This window comes from Rhizobium sp. L1K21 (assembly GCF_024055895.1).
Classification (GTDB): Bacteria; Pseudomonadota; Alphaproteobacteria; order Rhizobiales; family Rhizobiaceae; genus Ensifer_A.
Window position 1 is genome coordinate 1809207 of the sequence record NZ_JAMXLE010000001.1, and the last position, 17462, is coordinate 1826668.

A 17462-nucleotide genomic window follows, 5' to 3' on the forward strand; every position below is an offset into this window, starting at 1 on the left:
GCTTCTCACTTATGGGCGAAAATCCAGTTCAATTCCGAACGCCAGTCGGTCATGCGGATCGGCGAGCCGTGTTTGCCGGTTTCAAACAGCACGAAACGGGTCGGATAGCCTTCCGCGTGAAGCTTGTTGTAGATGCTCTCCTGATCCTGCCATTTGTAAACCGAATCCCATGAACCATGGGTGATCACCAGAGGTACTTTCTGGCTGTGGGCTGCCGTTGTCGGGAAACCTGGATCGGGCGCGCCACCCATAATCATGATCCCCTTCAAAAGGGGAGCCACCGCCGGGTCGCGGGCAATCCCTGCACAGATGATTGCGCCCATGGATGCACAGGCAATCACGATGGGTTTGCCCGGTGAGGCCGCATTCGCTGTGCGGATCAGAGCCGCTGTATCGGCCACCCCCACCGCGTCAAAGGACTTGATGGTGGGCGCCATATAGGCCCCGTCATTTTCCACCGCCAGATTCTTGATGCGGTTGAAATTGCCGCCGAAGCGATAGTCGTTGGCCGCCAGCTTGTTGTCCACGCCGCGCCCGTGGATAAAGATGACCGTGAAATTCTGCCCGCGCACCTTGCCGGCATGGTAGACGTCGAAGGTGCGGCCCTGCAGGGTGACTGTCTCGAACTGGTCGTTGAACGAGCCCCAGCGGGAAATATACTTGCCCTTCACCTTGCTCAGCGGCACCTCGTCACGGCCATAGATATCGCGCTGCTTGCTGTAATCCACCTTGATCCAGTCGCCATTGTCGCGCATTTCGAGTATGCCGGGATAGGCGAAGAGATCGTCCTTGAAGGATTTGAGCCTGGGTCCGGCAGCCAGCGGAAAGGCAATAAGTGTTGCAAGAGCCGTACTCAAAGCCATATTCAAGGCCTTGAAAGCGAAATTCTTTGTGGACACCTGCATTACTCTTCCGTTCCCGTCCCGCAGCCGTCTTGCCATTGCGGTTGCGCCAAGCGATTCTCAAATCAGCTCCAAAATGGCCTTTGTTGGGTGATTCTGGCAAAATCCCTGCGATTCGCGAAATCACGTTACGAGGAAATCAGGCCCGCCTGAACAGGAAATTGTACAAAAGACATGGATAATTCCGACGACCTTTTTGCCGGACTTGCGGCGTCCGCAGCAAAACTGGAAGAGAAAAACGAACCGGAGAAGGCCCCCGCGCCCAAGAGCGTGGCGCCTGCGCCGACCGCCAGCACGACACCTGCGCCACCACGCGCCTCCAGCGGCGACGATTATGGCGCGTCCTCCATCCGCGTGCTTGAGGGGCTTGAGCCCGTGCGCATGCGTCCGGGCATGTATATCGGCGGCACGGATGAAAAAGCGCTGCATCACCTGTTTGCCGAAGTCATCGACAACTCGATGGATGAAGCCGTTGCCGGTCACGCCAATTTCATCGAAGTGCATCTGGACGCCGAAGGCTTCCTGACGGTCACCGACAATGGCCGTGGTATTCCCGTCGAAGAACATCCGCAGGTTCCCGGCAAGTCGACGCTTGAAGTGATCATGACCAAGCTGCATGCCGGCGGCAAGTTCGACGGCAAGGCCTATGAGACCTCAGGCGGTCTGCACGGCGTGGGCGTATCGGTCGTCAATGCGCTTTCCGATCTTCTGGAAGTCGAAGTCGCCCGCAACAAGAAGCTTTACCGACAGACGTTCTCGCGCGGCCTGCCGCAGGGTCCGCTGCAGGAGGTGGGGGCTGCCCCCAACCGGCGCGGCACGCGTATCCGTTTCCATCCGGATGCGGAGATTTTCGGGCGCGCGGCGAAATTCCTGCCCGAGCGCATTTTCCGCATGGCGCGTTCCAAGGCCTATCTCTTCGGCGGTGTCGAGATCCGCTGGAGTTGCGATCCCTCGATCATTCCAGAGGGCAGCGACATTACCGAAAAGGCGGTCTTCCACTTCCCCGGCGGTCTGAAAGATTATCTGCAGGCCTCACTTGGCAAGGAATTCACGGTCACCCGCGAAATCTTTGCCGGACGCACGGAAAAGACCGGTGGCCACGGTGCGCTGGAATGGGCCGTCACCTGGTATGGCGGCGATGCGACCATCAGCTCCTACTGTAACACGATCCCGACGCCCGAGGGCGGCACGCATGAGGCCGGCTTCCGGCTGGCGCTCACCAAGGGTCTGAAGAACTACGCCGAACTCAAGCAGAACAAGCGCGCGGCCAATATCACCTCCGAAGATGTGATGATTTCGGCTGCCGGCATGCTGTCCGTCTTCATCCGCGAGCCGGAATTCGTCGGTCAAACGAAGGACAAGCTGGCGACGGTCGAAGCACAGCGTATTGTTGAAAACGCGCTGCGGGACCCCTTCGACCATTTCCTGGCCGGCAATCCCAATGAGGCCGACAAGCTGCTGGAATGGGTGATCGAACGTTCCGAAGAGCGCATGCGCCGCCGCAAGGAAAAGGAAGTCAACCGCAAGTCTGCCGTGCGCAAGCTGCGTCTGCCCGGCAAGCTCGCAGACTGCTCGCAGAACACGGCACAGGGCGCTGAACTCTTCATCGTTGAGGGTGATTCGGCTGGCGGCTCGGCCAAACAGGCGCGCAACCGCATGAACCAGGCGATCCTGCCCTTGCGCGGCAAGATCCTCAACGTGGCGAGTGCCGGACGCGACAAACTTTCGGCCAACCAGCAGATTGCCGATCTCATTCAGGCGCTCGGCTGCGGCACGCGCACAAAATATCGCGACGAGGATCTGCGCTACGAACGCATCATCATCATGACCGATGCGGATGTGGACGGCGCCCATATCGCAACCCTTTTGATCACCTTTTTCTATCAGGAAATGCCGGACCTCATCCGTGGCGGGCATCTTTTCCTCGCCGTTCCGCCGCTTTATCGTCTGAGCCAGGGCGGCAAGACCCTTTATGCCCGCGACGATGCGCACCGTGCCGAGCTGATCGAGAAGGAACTCACCGGCCGCGGCAAGATTGAGATCGGGCGCTTCAAAGGCTTGGGTGAAATGACCGCGCCGCAGCTTAAAGAAACCACCATGGACCCGAAGACCCGCTCGCTTCTGCGCGTGGAAATCGACCATGAGGATGTCGAGGGTACACGCGGCAGTGTGGACGCGCTCATGGGCAACAAGCCGGAAGCGCGCTTCCATTTCATTCAGGACCGCGCCGCCTTTGCTGAAAATCTGGATATCTGATGCGTATATCGAAAGCCTTGCCTTAGTTCTGTAATATTGGCATCAGATAACCCATTCAGATCAAGGCGAGGCAAAACATGCAGGTACAGGCAGCACTCATAGTCATGAGCATCATGGGATGCGACGATTCCGGCTCGCAATGCGTGATGCTGGCTGAAAGCCAGCCGAAATGGGACACGGTCGCCGAATGCGATGCTGCCTCCGAAGGCGAGCTGCAGACCTATTCCAACGTCAACTATCCGGTGATCGTTGCCGTTTGCCAGACACAGACGACTGTTGCGTCTGCACAACCGAACGCGCCGGAAGCGCAGCCTTCCGCTGCCGCAGAACTGACCGAAGCCGGACCGCCGGAACCCGATGCCAAAGAGCAGAGCCCGCGCACGCTGGTCGAGCTGATGTCAAACCTCGCCGACAAGGCAGCCCCGCTCACCAACAGTGTCAAATCAGTGCTGATCGACAAGCCCGTCCATGTGGTGAAGGACAGCTACTCCTGGGTGGTGAGAAAGCTGCACTGAACCGGGTCAGAGGCTAGCTCGACTCCAGAATCAATCGTCTGTTTGTCGGAACGACCGGTCGTGCATTGCCCTTGTAGAGTGCTGTAAACCGTTTAACGGCGCGGGGGTCAGCAATCAGCGGTGTTTTGAGCACGAACCAGGTGACGATTTCGCTGCAAGGCGGCGTCGTCAACGATCCCTCATACGTGTAGTATTCCAGACTCGGCGGCAGCAGTTTGGAAACATCGGCCTTTTCGAGTTTGCCTTTCTGCCCGTTTTTGCGGGGAAAAATGGCGCTGAGCTGCGAGAGCGGAATGTTCGGCTCGCCACCCTCCGTGCTCACCAAAACTCCAAGGACCGCCAGATCGCCGGTTTCGGCATGTTTGTGCACGAAATGGATTTCCATGGGAAAGGCGCGCCCGTCAATCTGGTGTTCGCTTGGCGCATGAAAATGGAACTGGACCAGGCTGTAGTCTCGACCGTTGTGGGTCAACGTGCTGGCGGGCGGCAAATCAAGCTGGATCGTATGGCCGTTATTGACGATTTCGGCAGCGGTGACTTTCCAGTCGAGTTTCAGCGGCTCGATTTGAGCGCGAATTGCGCCGGTAATATTGATCGGCGATTGCTGCGCACCCAGCGAACAGGTTCTGAAGGTGGAATTCAGATCGCCCCATTTTTCCGGTCCCCGGTCACCGGCGTAGTTCCAGGGTATGTTGCCGGAGGCACGTGCAAGGCTGCTGCATGCGGCGCATCCGCCCGTCAATGCCAAACCTTTTAGAAATGTCCGCCGATGCAAGACTGTCTCCCCGCTCAGATCGATGAGAGAATGAAGCGCCGGTTCGCCCCGACCACCGGCCTCGAATTGCCGTTATAGATGCCGACGAAGCGCATGATGTCACCGCCATCCACCCGCACCGGCTGGCGGGCGACCAGCCATGTCACGATCTCGCTGCAGGGCGGTGTTGTCAGCGATCCTTCATAGCGCCAATATTCCAGTGAAACCGGCAGAAGCTCGCGTGGGCTCACGCGGCCCACTTGAACCTCCTCACCCTCGCGCATGGGGAACTGCGCCGCCAGCGACCCAAAGGCCACATTGGGCATGCCGGCCTGCATGAACACGGCCAGAACCGCGAGGTTGTCGCTATCCTTTTCCCGATGCACGAAATGCACTTCCATGGGATAGGATTTGCCATCGACCGTGTGTTCGCTCGGCGCATGGAAATGAAACTGCAGCAATTCATAGAATTTTCCGCTGCGGATCAGCATATTGCCCGGCGGCACATTGACCTGGATTGTATGGCCGTTGTTGACCATTTTGACGCTCGACCGCTGCCACAGGATGTTCAACGGCTCGACATCAGCCTTGATCGTGCCCTTTATATCGATGGGCGATTGTCGGGAGCCGGCGGAGCACGCGCTGAATTCAGGGCTTAGCTTGCCCCAGTGTTCAGGCCCTTTGCGCCCCTTGTAGCTCCAATCATCGTGACCGCTGCCGGCGATGCCAAGGCTGGCGCAGGCCTGGCAGGAGCCCAGAACCATCATACCTTTGAGAAAGGAGCGCCGTTTCATCGCCGCATCCTCAGGCTGCCTGGTCGGTGACGCGGGCCGCATACTGGCGGGCCGACAGGCGCATTTGTTCGATCCCGATCTTTTCAGCAAGGTCGAGCAGGCTCTGGGCGGAATCGGACAGATCGTTTTTCGTGCGCGCCCAGTCCACCAGCGCGCTGGCGACATTGATATCGGTTGCAGGGCCTGCACCCTGCTTGCGCCACAGCATGATGCATTCCACGTAAAGCGGAGAGATGTCGCGGGCAAAGCCGGCGCTTTCGATCAGCGCGCGCACCGCATGCTCCCGGCCTTCGGCCAAAATGGCGCGCACCCGGCGCGAGGTCAGACCGGATAGATTGGCGAGCGCTTCGGCGAAGAATTCGGCATAGCCGACGCAGAGGGTGCGCATCAGGAAGGCCGGTGTGAGGCTTCCCTTTTCGCGCAGATGTTCTGCAAATTCGGCAAGGTCGCGTTGTTCGGGCGCGCCGGCGACAATGGCCATGGCGTTTTCGCGTGCTTCGCGCACCACCTCGCCTGCACGCTTGTTGCCAACTGCAAAACAGATAAGGCCGGACGAAGCCAGTGCCTGACTGACCTTTTCGACCAGCATATGGCGTGCCGCAGCCGGCAGATCGGCGCGTTCCAGAAGCAGGTTGCGAATTTCAGCGTCATCGCCGGCACGCGCTGCAATGCGCGAAAGTGCTGCTGCATTCAGCTGCGCACCGGGGTTCTGCAAAAGCTGCAGCATTTCCGGCGCACGTCCGATTTCACAAATGGCGGCAGAGACCGGTCGCGCAACCCGGCTGCGCGAGGCGATCATGACACGCTGGGCCGAGCTGCCCTTGGCGGCCAGATCGACCAGATCGTCATCGGTCAGAACCGGCGATTGCGTGATGATGGTGCAGGCGATTTCCAACTGATCATCGCACAGCGTCAAGATGACGCCGCGTGGCGCTTTGGGTGAGCTTGCAACCGCCTTGGCCAAAGAGAGACGAACAGCACTGTTTGAATCATCAAGGACACAGGCAAGCGCCATTTCGGCAACGCGGCGCTCACGCTCATCGAAACGGTCTTCCACATAAGCCCGGCCCAGCGCATTCGCAGCCCTGATCCGATCCGCAGCCTTTGCAGTCTCTACCCAACACAGGAAATCGTCTACAATCACAAGATACGCCCTCTACACGCGAGTTTCCTCGCCAACCCTAAGAAGAATAGCGCGCAAAAGTTTATGATTGGTTCACCATGAATTTTAACAGGTTTTGAGGTGTTCAATTGCCGGTCAGACCCATTTGGAATAGTGTTTCCGAGGGTGTTCGTATTGAGTTAAGTCTTTGAAAATTGAGGTTGGCTGGTGATTTTTCTACGAGGGGCAGTCAATACGGGACAGCAGACTGACGTCAGGCAGCCTTTGTTAAATGCAGAGGGCTTTCCGGTCGATGCGGGGAACGGGCTCTGGCTTGAATGCCCCCTTCCCGGCACCGGCGACGAACAGACCGCATTCATTGAAAAAGCCGCAACCAGTGGCATCGCAGGCCTTTACGTCCGCTGCATTGAGAGCCGTGCGAATATGGAAATGTGTTCGGCGCTGATGGCTGTCGGAGAAGCCGAAGCCAACAGGGACGAGGGAACATTGGGCCTGATTGCGAGCCTCGAAACGCCTCTTTCCATCCTCAATGCCGCAGACATCGCTAAAGGACATCCGCGCCTGCGCGCCCTCGTCTTTGATGGAAAGCGGCTTGGCGCGGCTTTGCACCTGAACCCGGCAGCCCACCCTGTAATGCAGGCACAGAACACATTGCTTTTGGCTGCAAGCGCCGCGAGTGTGCCTGCCCTCTTAGATTCAGATCAGCAGACCACAGAAAATATGGATAGTTTCTTTCAAGAGATCGCCAGCCGAGGTTTTGACGGCGCGGTAATTTAAAGCTCTGATATAGACCCTCGCTAATTCAGCTTTTCCAATATGCATGTAAGACGAACAAACGCGGTTCTCGGAAAGCCGCGCCTCCTAGGGTCAGGACCTATTAATTTGTGGTGTTGCGTTGGATAAAATGCGTTCAGATGGCGGGAAATGGTGCAAGAGAAGGCTTATTGCCTTGTCGCAGCAGCATTTCCAACAGATGGATGCATTTTATCCAACCCGAAGGGCGAGGCAGCTTTCCCGATTGGCTGCGTCGAAGACGCTTGAAAATACGACATATTTCCTGCGCGACTTCTCCTTGCCACTCGAAAAATCTGCTCTCGCGCAACGCCATAAATTAATAGGTCCTGACCCTAAGTAGCAAAAGGGTCCTTGGCCTTTTTCGGTGTTGCATCGTCGAACGGATCTCTTTGCTCTGGTTGGCTGGCGAGATATTCGTTCACAGTCTTCTGGCAATTCATGAGTTCGACAATGGCGCGGGAGGATCCACGCAGGCTCAAATGTGCAATCTGTTTGTTTTGGTAGAAAAGCCGCACACCCAGTTTTCGAGCAAACTCCTCGAAAAACGCTATCTTGTCTAAGCCGATGGACAGTGCAACCGTACCATCCTCTCCTCCGAACATCACAGCGGTAGCGGTTGCAGTCCAGGGAGAGTTACGATCAAACTGAATGGAAAGTTCATAGTCTTTGCCAACATCAAGCGACTTCCAATCCACACTGGCAATTGCCATATAAGCAGGGTTTACAGCTCCGTCCTGGCTAAACCCAAGACGAAGGACGTAGCCGCCTTCGAAGCTCGTTACGATGAAGCATTTGTTTCCTACTGTCTTGTCGAGAGCGACGGTCCAACTACCAACTTCGGTCCATAATATTGTGTCGCTATTATCGCCAGCAGCATGCGCAGATGTATCGCACAACAAAGCCAAGAAAAAAGCAAATATAGCAGTGCGCATTGTAGCCCCCCTCAAGACATACTGGCAAGCCCACAACTTCAGACTACTGTCTTAGACATCCGGTTGCAATTCCTGATTTCTCCCATCGGTTCTATCTCGTGATCTGGTTTTGACGCGGACTTATTTCCACGTCGGACGCATCAGTTCGAAGACATCGCCGGATTCGCTGTAGTCGAAATAGCCGAGGCGGCCGAGGGGGCGCACCTTTGCCATGTCGAGACGGCCATCGCGGATGGCCTCGTCGCGGATATGGGTGCCGACCACCTGCCCGATGATCATGGTGTTTTGCGAGGCTTCGCCACCCAGCCCCTTCAGCGGCTTGATCTCAACCACCCTGCATTCGAGAACGGCATAGGCTTCTGCGGCATAGGGCGCATCGACCAGTTTGCCCGGAACGGCCGTGAGGCCGGCAAAGCCGAATTCGTCGAATTCGTAAGGCGCTGGAGCCGAACTTGCATTCATCTGGTGCAGAAGGTCATGGCTTGCGAGGTTGCAGGTGAAGACGCCGGTTTCCTCGATATTGCGCAGGCTGTCCTTGCGGCCGGTGGAGGAAAACATCACCAGCTTCGGCTTATCGGACAAGGGCGCAAAAAAGGAATAGGGAGCCAGGTTGATGCTGCCATCCTCGCCTTTCGTTCCAATCCAGCCGATGGGGCGCGGTGAAACGATCGCCTTGAAGGGATCATGGGCCAGAATTTCCGGTCTGTTGCCTTCTTCGTAGAACATGCGCGTTCACTCCCCTTGCCAGGTGACGACATCCGACAGCGCCGGACGCGGGCGTTCGGTGTTTGGAAAGTCGGTCGAGCCGATATGAATGAAGCCTGCAACCTTCTCGCCCGCGTTGACGCCGAGAAGCGGATAGGCGGCTTCATCGAAGGCGAACCATTCGGTCAGCCAGTTGGCAGCGTAACCATTGGCATTGGCGGCCATGAGGAGATTGAGGCAGACCGCGCCCGCAGACATGACCTGCTCCCATTCCGGGATCTTGAAATGGGGTGCTGCCGTGGAAATGACGGCGATTACTACCGGGGCGCGGGTAAAGCGGGTGCGCTCGACCTCAACCAGGTCCTGGGAGAGATCGGGTTCTTTTTCGAGCCGCATCTTCAACAGCGCTTCGCCGATTTCGGCGCGCCTTGCGCCGCGATAGACGATGAAGCGCCAGGGGGCGAGCTTGCCGTGATCGGGAACCCTGACAGTGAGTTTCAGGATATCCTTGATCTCTTCGCGCGACGGTCCCGGCTCACGCATCTGGAAGGCTGGGGTGGAGCGGCGGGTTTCAAGATAATCGGCAAGCCGGATTTCTGTTTTCATCGTGTTCGTCTTCCTGTAATTCAGCGTGACTGACATGAAAATGACATGACACCGTTCAATAGACGCTGAAACTGAACGGCATGAATGAAGTGAGTGCCTTGAAACACGGACCAGGACATACGGCAAGTGTTGTTTTTATTCTTGCCGCCGCAGTGTGGGGAATGACCGTTCCCGCTCTCGCCCAGCAGATTTCCGAAGACGGGCTTTCGGCCATCGAGCGGATTGCCCCTTCGCAGAACACGCTGAGCAGCGTGGAGGTGGAGGCACACCTGCAAGAGGGCGCGCCGCCGCTGCAGGAGGGCCTTGCCTGGCGGGTCTTTTCCGCCATTCCCGGTGAGGACGGCAAGCTGCCGCTGGTCGCCTCTGCAGAAGGCGGGGTCAGCGTTTTCCAGCTGCCGCCGGGCGAATATTTCATCAATGCCGCTTTCGGGCGGGCGGCTGCGACCAAAAAGCTGCGCATCTGGGAAGGTGCACCTGTGGCCCGCCAGAGCCTGGTTCTTGATGCCGGTGGCCTGCTTTTGCATGCCGAGACCGGCGACGATATGCCGATCCCCGATTCGGACCTGACATTCTCGATCTATGCCAGCGCCCCCTCCGGTGACAGCGAGCGGGTGCTGGTGGCCAAGGACATCCGGCCCGACACCGTGGTACGGCTGAATGCCGACACCTATCACGTGGTCTCCCAATATGGCCATGTGAACGCAGTGGTGCAGGCCGATATGCAGGTGAGCGCCGGCAAGATCACCGAAGCAACACTCGAACACCGTGCGGCCCGCGTGACCTTCAAGCTGGTGGCCAATGCCGGCGGCGAAGCCATTGCCGACACGGCCTGGTCGATCCTGACCGCCTCCGGCGATCTTCTGGCCACCAATGTCGGGGCCTTCCCCTCCATGGTGCTGGCCGAGGGCAATTACACAGCGATTGCCCGCAACAAGGAAAAAATCTACCAGAAGGATTTCGAGGTGACAGCCGGCCGCAACTCCGATGTCGAGGTGCTGCTGGCCGATGGCGCACAGGTCGAGGACTGAGCTTCCTCTCCCCTTGTGGGAGAGGACGCAATTTCAACATCTTAGCGCAAGCTAAGTGTTAGAAATTGCTGATGAGGGGTAGTCTACCGCTGATAAAGCCCCCTCTACCCAAGTGCATCCCGACATTCGGCATTCTGCCTCATGTGGACTTCCTATCCTCTCCCACAAGGGGAGAGGATTGGCGGGAGAGGATTGGTCGAAATTTATACAGCCGCAGCCTTTTTCGCCGCCCTGGCCGCCAGCTTGCGCTTCACGTCCGGCGGCGTTGCCTCTTCCATCAGCGATGCAATCGCCTCATCCAGCGTCATCGAGGTCTGGTTCTGCGAGCCCAGACGACGGATATTCACCGTGCGCTCTTCGGCCTCGCGCTTGCCGCAGACGATGATCACCGGCACCTTGCCGACCGAGTGTTCGCGGATCTTGTAGTTGATCTTCTCGTTGCGGAAGTCTGTCTCCACGTGGAGACCGGCATCGCGCAGCGCTTCGGCCACCTCTTCGCCATAACCATCGGCTTCAGACGTGATCGTTGCCACCACCACCTGCAGCGGTGCGAACCACAGCGGCATGTGACCGGCGAAGTTCTCGATCAGAATGCCGAGAAACCGCTCCATGGAGCCGCAGATGGCGCGGTGGATCATCACCGGCTGCTGCTTTTCGGAGTTCTGGTCGATATAGAATGCGCCGAAACGTTCGGGCAGGTTGAAGTCCACCTGTGTGGTGCCGCACTGCCATTCACGGCCAATGGCGTCGCGCAGCGTATATTCGAACTTCGGCCCGTAAAACGCGCCCTCGCCTTCCAGAATGCCGGTTTTGATGCGGCCGCCGGATTGGGCTTCGATGGTCTTCAGCACCTCGGTCATGATGCTTTCGGCGCGATCCCAAAGCTCATCCGAGCCCACGCGCTTTTCAGGCCGCGTGGAGAGCTTCACGACGATCTCGCCAAAGCCGAAATCCTCGTAGACCGAAAGAATGAGATCATTGATCCTCAGGCATTCGGCGGCCAGCTGCTCGTCGGTGCAGAACACATGTGCGTCGTCCTGCGTGAAGCCGCGCACGCGCATCAGCCCGTGCAGCGCGCCTGACGGCTCGTAGCGGTGCACATTGCCGAATTCGGCGAGACGGATCGGCAGGTCGCGATAGCTCTTCAGGCCGTGCTTGAAGATCTGCACGTGACCGGGGCAGTTCATGGGTTTCAGCGCAAACACGCGGTCGTCGGCTTCCGGGTCGTCCGGATGCGTCAGCGCGTGCGCCGATTTCACCGCAAACATGTTTTCCTGATACCAGCCCCAGTGGCCGGAGGTTTCCCACAGCGATGCATCAAGCACCTGCGGCGCGTTCACCTCTTCGTAAACCCCTGCCAGACGGCGGCGCATATAGGCCGTCAGCGTCTGGAACATGCGCCAGCCCTTGGAATGCCAGAAAACAACGCCCGGCCCCTCCTCCTGGAAATGGAACAGGTCCATTTCGCGGCCAAGCTTGCGGTGGTCGCGCTTTTCGGCCTCTTCCAGAATATGCAGATAGTTGTCGAGGTCCTTCTGCTCGGCCCAGGCCGTGCCATAGATGCGCGTCAGCATCGGCTTCGACGAATCACCGCGCCAATAGGCACCCGCCACCTTCATCAGCTTGAAGGCCGTGCCGATCTGCCCCGTGGAGGCCATATGCGGCCCGCGGCAAAGGTCGAACCAGTCGCCCTGCTTGTAGATCTTGACGTCCTGATCTTCCGGGATCGCATCCACCAGCTCCACCTTATAGGCCTCGCCCATATCGGCAAAGGTGTCGCGCGCCTTCTCGCGGCTCCACACTTCCTTCACGAAGGGCGCGTTGCGCTGGATGATCTTCTGCATCTGCTTTTCGATCTTCGGCAGATCTTCCGGCGTAAACGGCCAGTCTTCGCGCGTATCGGGATGCACGCGCTTGAAGTCGTAATAAAAGCCGTTTTCAATCACCGGACCAATGGTCACCTGCGTGCCGGGCCAAAGCTCCTGCACGGCTTCCGCCATCACATGCGCCGCATCATGCCGGATCAGCTCCAGCGCCTTGGGGTCCGTGCGCGTCACAATCTCGATCTTGCCATTGGTGACGGGATCGGCAAGATCACGCAGCTCACCATCAATGGCAATCGCCACAGCCTTCTTGGCCAAAGATTTGGAAATCGATTCCGCCACATCCCGGCCGGTCGTACCAGCATCGTATGAACGTTCAGAACCATCGGGAAAAATCAGGGAAATAGACATGGTTTTCAGTCTCCTTCATCCAGTCCCGCCTACGAATGCGGGTGGTTGGTGGTTTGCCGCGATTTGAGGCGGCGATGGGTGGAGGCGGTATAGTGGGATTTGGGGGGTGGGGCAAGGGGTTACCCGCCGCTTTAGTAAAAGCGAGCCTAGCCGCAGCGACTTCCAATCCATCTGAAAATACGTTCTATATAAATCAAAAAAGGGACGTGGCATGGAACTCGACTTAGTTCGGCAGGAGATACTTAATAGCATTAAGAGTATCGCGGCGGATAATGGTGGCCGCCCACCAGGCATGACCAAATTTGAATCCGTCACCGGAATTAAGAAACACGAATGGCGCAGCAGAATATGGAGAAACTGGAGCGATGCACTAATTGAAGCTGGCTTTATTCCCAACACACTGCAAAAAGCCTATTCCGACGAGGAATTACTGGACACAGTATTGCAAGTTTCTGAGAAATTAGGGCGTTTTCCAACCACGGGTGATCTGGATTATGAAGTTCCACGTTTAGGAAGCCACGTTTCGCCAAAGACCATTCAGGCGCGTTGGCCTATGCCAAAATTAGCGGAGCGCCTAGCGGAATTCGCAATGCAAAAAGGCAAAACAAAAATTGCGGAGCTTGCCAGAAAATACCAAAAACCTGTCGACGGCTTAATATCCGAGGGCAACGAAGCTTCGGCTAAAGGTTACGTATATCTCCAAAAGCACGGCAGCGATTACAAAATTGGGTACACGACATCTCTGAATAAACGCGGCAGGCAAGTTCAGATCGAACTGCCACAGGAAATAGAATTGGTTCACTCGATTCTAACTGACGATCCACAGGGCGTGGAGTTCTATTGGCATAAACGTTTTGCGGACAAAAGGACACGCGGCGAGTGGTTTAGGCTAACCAAATCAGAGATCGCCGCGTTTAAGCGCTGGCGAAAGATATGGTGAGCGAAAAACCCCACCGTCATAGTCTGACTTGACCCTACCATCCAAACACAAGTTGCCGCATCGATCCTCGAACACCCCGGAGAGTAGCGGCTTTATACCCCTCACCAAGCGCGTCCAAACACTTAGCTTTGCTTCGTGTGGACTTCCTATCCTCTCCCACAAGGGGAGAGGACGGGTGCGGAGGGTGCGGCGGCTCCTCTCCCCTTGTGGGAGAGATAGTTCACCCCAAGAGCCGAAGGCGATTGGCGAGGTGAACTTGGTGAGGGGTAATACAGGCCCCCAACTCTTTACCCCCCTCACCTAGTGCGTCCAAACACTTAGCTTTGCTTCGTGTGGACTTCCTATCCTCTCCCACAAGGGGAGAGGACGGATGCGGAGAGTGCGGCGGCTCCTCTCCCCCTGTGGGAGAGGATAGTTCACCCCAAGAGCCAAAGCGATTGGCGTGGTGAACTTGGTGAGGGGTAAAACAAATGGTTGCAAAATGCATATGACAGCGACACATTTCTCACATGCCGCACCACAAACCTCCGCCCAAGCATCGTGAATACGCTCGCGCCATGCGTGGCGATGGCACCAAGGCCGAAGCGTTGCTCTGGAATCAGCTTAAAGACCGGCGCATGGGCGGGTTGAAATTTCGGCGGCAGGTTCCCCTTAAAGGCTATATTGTTGATTTCATCTGCTTTGAGGCCAAATGCATCATTGAGGTTGATGGCGGCCAGCATGCGGAAAGCAAACGTGATGCGCTGCGCGATGCCACATTCGCGGCTGAAGGTTTCCAAACGTTGCGGTTTTGGAATGATGAAATCGAAAATGGATTGGACTTTGCGGTTCGCAAAATCCGGGAAAAATTGAATCTTCCACCGACTTAGCGGTTATGTATAGTTCACCCCTCACCAAGCGCGTCCAGACACTCAGCTTTGCTTCGTGTGGACGGGCTATCCTCTCCCACAGGGGGAGAGGACGGGTGCGGAGGGTGCGGCGGCTCCTCTCCCCTTGTGGGAGAGGATAGTTCACCCCAAGAGCCGAAGGCGATTGGCGTGGTGGACTTGGTGAGGGGTGAAACAAATGGTTGTCAAATGCATTTAGCTGCGACACATTTCCCTTATGCCGCACCACAAACCTCCGCCCAAGCATCGTGAATACGCTCGCGCCATGCGTGGCGATGGCACCAAGGCCGAAGCGTTGCTCTGGAATCAGCTTAAAGACCGGCGCATGGGCGGGTTGAAATTTCGGCGGCAGGTTCCCCTTAAAGGCTATATTGTTGATTTCATCTGCTTTGAGGCCAAATGCATCATTGAGGTTGATGGCGGCCAGCATGCGGAAAGCAAACGTGATGCGCTGCGCGATGCCACATTCGCGGCTGAAGGTTTCCAAACGTTGCGGTTTTGGAATGACGAGATCGAAAATGGCTTGGACTTTGCAGTTCGCAAAATCCGGGAAAAATTGAATCTTCCTCCGGCTTAGCGGTTATGTGCAGTTCACCCCTCACCAAGCGCGTCCAGACACTCAGCTTTGCTTCGTGTGGACTTGCTATCCTCTCCCACAAGGGGAGAGGAGGAAAGAGCCGCAGCCTCCGCGCCCGTCCTCTCCCCCTGTGGGAGAGGATAGTTCACCCCAAGAGCCGAAGGCGATTGGCGCGGTGAACTTGGTGAGGGGTAATTCAGGCCTCCAACTCTTCACCCCTCACCAAGCGCGTCCGAAACTCCGCTTCGCCTCGTGTGGACGGGCTCACCTCTCCCACAGGGGGAGAGGACGGATGCGGAGGGTGCGGCGGCTCCTCTCCCCCTGTGGGAGAGGATAGTTCACCCCAAGAGCCGAAGGCGATTGGCGTGGTGAACTTGGTGAGGGGTAATTCAGGCCCCCAACTCTTCACCCCTCACCAAGCGCGTCCAGACACTCTGCTTTGCTTCGTGTGGACGGGCTATCCTCTCCCACAAGGGGAGAGGACGGATGCGGAGAGTGCGGCGACTCCTTCGCCCCCGCAGGCGGGGCGAGGCAAAACGGGGAAAAAATCGTTGCTCTTCGCTCAGATTTTGATTCCACCATTCCCGCTAACCCATTGAAACAAAACAATTCCGCGTCACAAAAAATCCCACGCCTTAAAAAAATCCACCCCCGTTTTTCCCCGCTTGCGCCCCACCCCTTATCCTGAAGGTCTTCCGTTGCCGGATGGGGTCGTGAGACGGTCAGCCTCAGGCGGAAGGAGACGCCTGGGTGGGAGCCGTAACGTGTGGCTTCTCTCCAGGGGGTGTGGAACGCTGTGGCAGGGCAACCTGCCGCCGTTACAGGCTTCCCCCTTCCCCTGTTGTCCCAGGGGTCGGTTCGGGTCCGCCGTGCAAGTTGGTGGTTTCACCAATGCAGCGAAGCAGTTCCGCATTCAGGCCGGGCCGGACAGCCCATGCCGCAAACGTCTTGATGGGCCGCGTGTGTGCGGTGCCATATTACTTAAAAAACAGAGGCGGCGCGCCGCGCGGCTCTCCGGTTTCACGCGCCCGAGACAGGCAAAGCGTGGTCATTGAAAGCCGGAGTGAACCTGACGGGAAACCGCCGGCCAAATTGTGCTGCCATGATCCGATCAGACAAGGAGAGAAATGCCATGAAAAGGGAAGAATGGATGGAAGCGGCCGAGCCTCAGCCGGTGGAAGTTGGCGAGGGAGACCGCAGATTCTTCCGCAATAGCCAGCGCGTTTTCCGGTTCTTCACCACAGCGCTGGAGAATTACACCTTCTGCCACCTGCCCAAGTGCCGGCGCGCGCGGGCCTGTCTGGGCGAACATGCGCCCGAGACCTATGGGGAGAATTACTACAATCGCTTTCCACCCTGCATCCGCAATGAGGCCGGGCGTCAACGGATGATTGATGAAATGGACCGCTATGAAGCGCAGGTGCTTGCCGAAGACCCCGACGCCGAGGCCAAAATCACGGACGAGCAATGGGATGCGGCCTATGCGGAGCTTGAACGGTGAGCTTGACGTTTCGCGCCTCCATGCAAGGGGCGTACGAAATACGGCGGGCGTCAGGCCGAGAAGCGGTCGGTCTTGCGTTTCATCAGCGGTTGGGAGCCCGGGATTTCGGGGACTTCACCTGCGAGAAACACGCGGTTGCGGCCGAACACCTTGGCCGAATAGAGCGCGGCGTCTGCCAGCTTGTAGGTTTCGCGAAGGTCGGTTTGGGGGTCAAGCGGCGCAATACCGGCGCTCATGGTCACGCGAATTTTGCCGTGCGGGTGATCGACCGGAAATTCGAGCGCGGCCATGTCGGCAAGGATCGCCTCGCCCTTTGCCCTGGCGTCGTCGGCCGTTTTTGCCTGGAGGATGATAGCGAATTCCTCGCCGCCGAGCCGGCCTGCATCGTGGTTGGACAGCAGCGCACCGACGCCCCTGATCACCGCATCGCCCGCAGCATGGCCATAGCTGTCGTTGATCGCCTTGAAGTGATCGAGGTCGGCGATCATGAAGAAGCCGGGTGCCTCGGCTGCGCGCGCAGACTTCAATGCATCGAGAAAGCTGTGGCGGTTCTTCAGCCCCGAGAGGTGATCGTGGGCGCTGAGATAACGGTAGCGGGCGCGGCTCTCGGCCCCTTCCAACGACTGGCGTATGTGAAGCCCTGCAACAACGATGGTGGTCAGCATCTCTGCCGGCACGCTGATGGCCAAGATTCTCCAGACATGGTCAGGATCGAAATAGGAGGTCGCCAACCCGATAAACAGCGAAAAGACCAGCGCTGCAATGATCGTAGTCCTCACAAGCTGACGCCGCGCATCCTGGGGCGTGTCGACAACGCTGTTGAAAAAGGTTTTGCCCATGCGCGCTCCAAAAAGACGTCCGAAAGACGGGAGGTTACATTTTGCAACACAATTCCTAACTGTCTATGTTCAAG

At 57.6% G+C, this 17462-nt stretch carries 17 protein-coding genes; 8 read left to right on the plus strand and 9 right to left on the minus strand.

Annotated elements, in window-relative coordinates; translation table 11 throughout:
- Positions 1-5: 5 nt before the first annotated feature.
- Entirely contained in the window at positions 6-905 is a 900-nt protein-coding gene (locus NHF56_RS08650; protein WP_252803415.1) for an alpha/beta hydrolase, read from the minus strand.
- Between the two features lie 171 nt (positions 906-1076).
- Between NHF56_RS08650 and parE the strand changes: the two genes are divergently transcribed.
- A complete protein-coding gene (gene parE, locus NHF56_RS08655; protein ID WP_252803417.1) occupies positions 1077-3158 on the plus strand; it encodes a DNA topoisomerase IV subunit B in 2082 nt (693 codons plus the stop codon).
- 77 nt (positions 3159-3235) lie between these two features.
- Positions 3236-3673 carry a hypothetical protein gene (locus NHF56_RS08660; RefSeq protein WP_252803419.1) on the plus strand — a complete coding sequence of 146 codons (438 nt, stop codon included), beginning with the start codon at positions 3236-3238 and terminating at the stop codon, positions 3671-3673.
- 13 nt (positions 3674-3686) lie between these two features.
- On the opposite strand, the gene NHF56_RS08665 is transcribed toward NHF56_RS08660, so the two are convergent.
- The 3 genes from NHF56_RS08665 to NHF56_RS08675 are packed head-to-tail and all read right to left on the minus strand — an operon-like array spanning position 3687 to position 6365.
- On the minus strand, positions 3687-4448 hold the full coding sequence (locus NHF56_RS08665) for a carbonic anhydrase (RefSeq protein WP_252803421.1): 762 nt from the start codon (positions 4446-4448) through the stop codon (positions 3687-3689).
- Between the two features lie 14 nt (positions 4449-4462).
- The gene (locus tag NHF56_RS08670; RefSeq protein WP_252803422.1) at positions 4463-5221 is read right to left on the minus strand and encodes a carbonic anhydrase; all 759 of its coding nucleotides are present in this window, start codon (positions 5219-5221) and stop codon (positions 4463-4465) included.
- A 10-nt stretch (positions 5222-5231) separates the two neighbouring features.
- The gene (locus tag NHF56_RS08675; RefSeq protein ID WP_252803424.1) at positions 5232-6365 is read right to left on the minus strand and encodes a DUF2336 domain-containing protein; all 1134 of its coding nucleotides are present in this window, start codon (positions 6363-6365) and stop codon (positions 5232-5234) included.
- Between the two features lie 186 nt (positions 6366-6551).
- Here NHF56_RS08675 and NHF56_RS08680 point away from each other — a divergent pair, with 186 nt between their 5' ends.
- Positions 6552-7121 (plus strand): aldolase/citrate lyase family protein, encoded by a 570-nt coding sequence (locus NHF56_RS08680; protein ID WP_252803426.1) that lies wholly within the window; start codon positions 6552-6554, stop codon positions 7119-7121.
- A gap of 350 nt (positions 7122-7471) precedes the next feature.
- On the opposite strand, the gene NHF56_RS08685 is transcribed toward NHF56_RS08680, so the two are convergent.
- The 3 genes from NHF56_RS08685 to NHF56_RS08695 all read right to left on the minus strand — a co-directional run bounded on the left by NHF56_RS08685 (position 7472) and on the right by NHF56_RS08695 (position 9382).
- On the minus strand, positions 7472-8071 hold the full coding sequence (locus NHF56_RS08685) for a hypothetical protein (protein ID WP_252803428.1): 600 nt from the start codon (positions 8069-8071) through the stop codon (positions 7472-7474).
- Between the two features lie 120 nt (positions 8072-8191).
- Positions 8192-8797 (minus strand): flavin reductase family protein, encoded by a 606-nt coding sequence (locus NHF56_RS08690; RefSeq protein ID WP_252803431.1) that lies wholly within the window; start codon positions 8795-8797, stop codon positions 8192-8194.
- A 6-nt stretch (positions 8798-8803) separates the two neighbouring features.
- Entirely contained in the window at positions 8804-9382 is a 579-nt protein-coding gene (locus NHF56_RS08695) for a nitroreductase (RefSeq protein WP_252803433.1), read from the minus strand.
- Positions 9383-9543: 161 nt separating this feature from the next.
- On the opposite strand from NHF56_RS08695, the gene NHF56_RS08700 reads away from it, so the two are divergent.
- Positions 9544-10410: a hypothetical protein gene (locus tag NHF56_RS08700; protein ID WP_252803435.1), complete on the plus strand. Its 867-nt coding sequence runs from the start codon at positions 9544-9546 to the stop codon at positions 10408-10410.
- Between the two features lie 203 nt (positions 10411-10613).
- Here NHF56_RS08700 and thrS read toward each other — a convergent pair whose 3' ends face one another.
- Positions 10614-12644, minus strand: coding sequence for a threonine--tRNA ligase (gene thrS / locus NHF56_RS08705; RefSeq protein ID WP_252803437.1), 2031 nt, complete (start codon positions 12642-12644; stop codon positions 10614-10616).
- A gap of 211 nt (positions 12645-12855) precedes the next feature.
- Between thrS and NHF56_RS08710 the strand changes: the two genes are divergently transcribed.
- The 4 genes from NHF56_RS08710 (at position 12856) to NHF56_RS08725 (ending at position 16549) form a co-directional block, all read left to right on the plus strand.
- A complete protein-coding gene (locus tag NHF56_RS08710; protein WP_252803438.1) occupies positions 12856-13584 on the plus strand; it encodes a GIY-YIG nuclease family protein in 729 nt (242 codons plus the stop codon).
- 509 nt (positions 13585-14093) lie between these two features.
- Positions 14094-14453 (plus strand): endonuclease domain-containing protein, encoded by a 360-nt coding sequence (locus NHF56_RS08715; RefSeq protein WP_256995389.1) that lies wholly within the window; start codon positions 14094-14096, stop codon positions 14451-14453.
- 235 nt (positions 14454-14688) lie between these two features.
- A complete protein-coding gene (locus NHF56_RS08720; RefSeq protein ID WP_256995390.1) occupies positions 14689-15048 on the plus strand; it encodes an endonuclease domain-containing protein in 360 nt (119 codons plus the stop codon).
- A 1132-nt stretch (positions 15049-16180) separates the two neighbouring features.
- Positions 16181-16549 carry a hypothetical protein gene (locus NHF56_RS08725; protein WP_252803444.1) on the plus strand — a complete coding sequence of 123 codons (369 nt, stop codon included), beginning with the start codon at positions 16181-16183 and terminating at the stop codon, positions 16547-16549.
- A gap of 50 nt (positions 16550-16599) precedes the next feature.
- On the opposite strand, the gene NHF56_RS08730 is transcribed toward NHF56_RS08725, so the two are convergent.
- A complete protein-coding gene (locus NHF56_RS08730) occupies positions 16600-17388 on the minus strand; it encodes a GGDEF domain-containing protein (RefSeq protein ID WP_252803446.1) in 789 nt (262 codons plus the stop codon).
- Between the last annotated feature and the right edge of the window lie 74 nt (positions 17389-17462).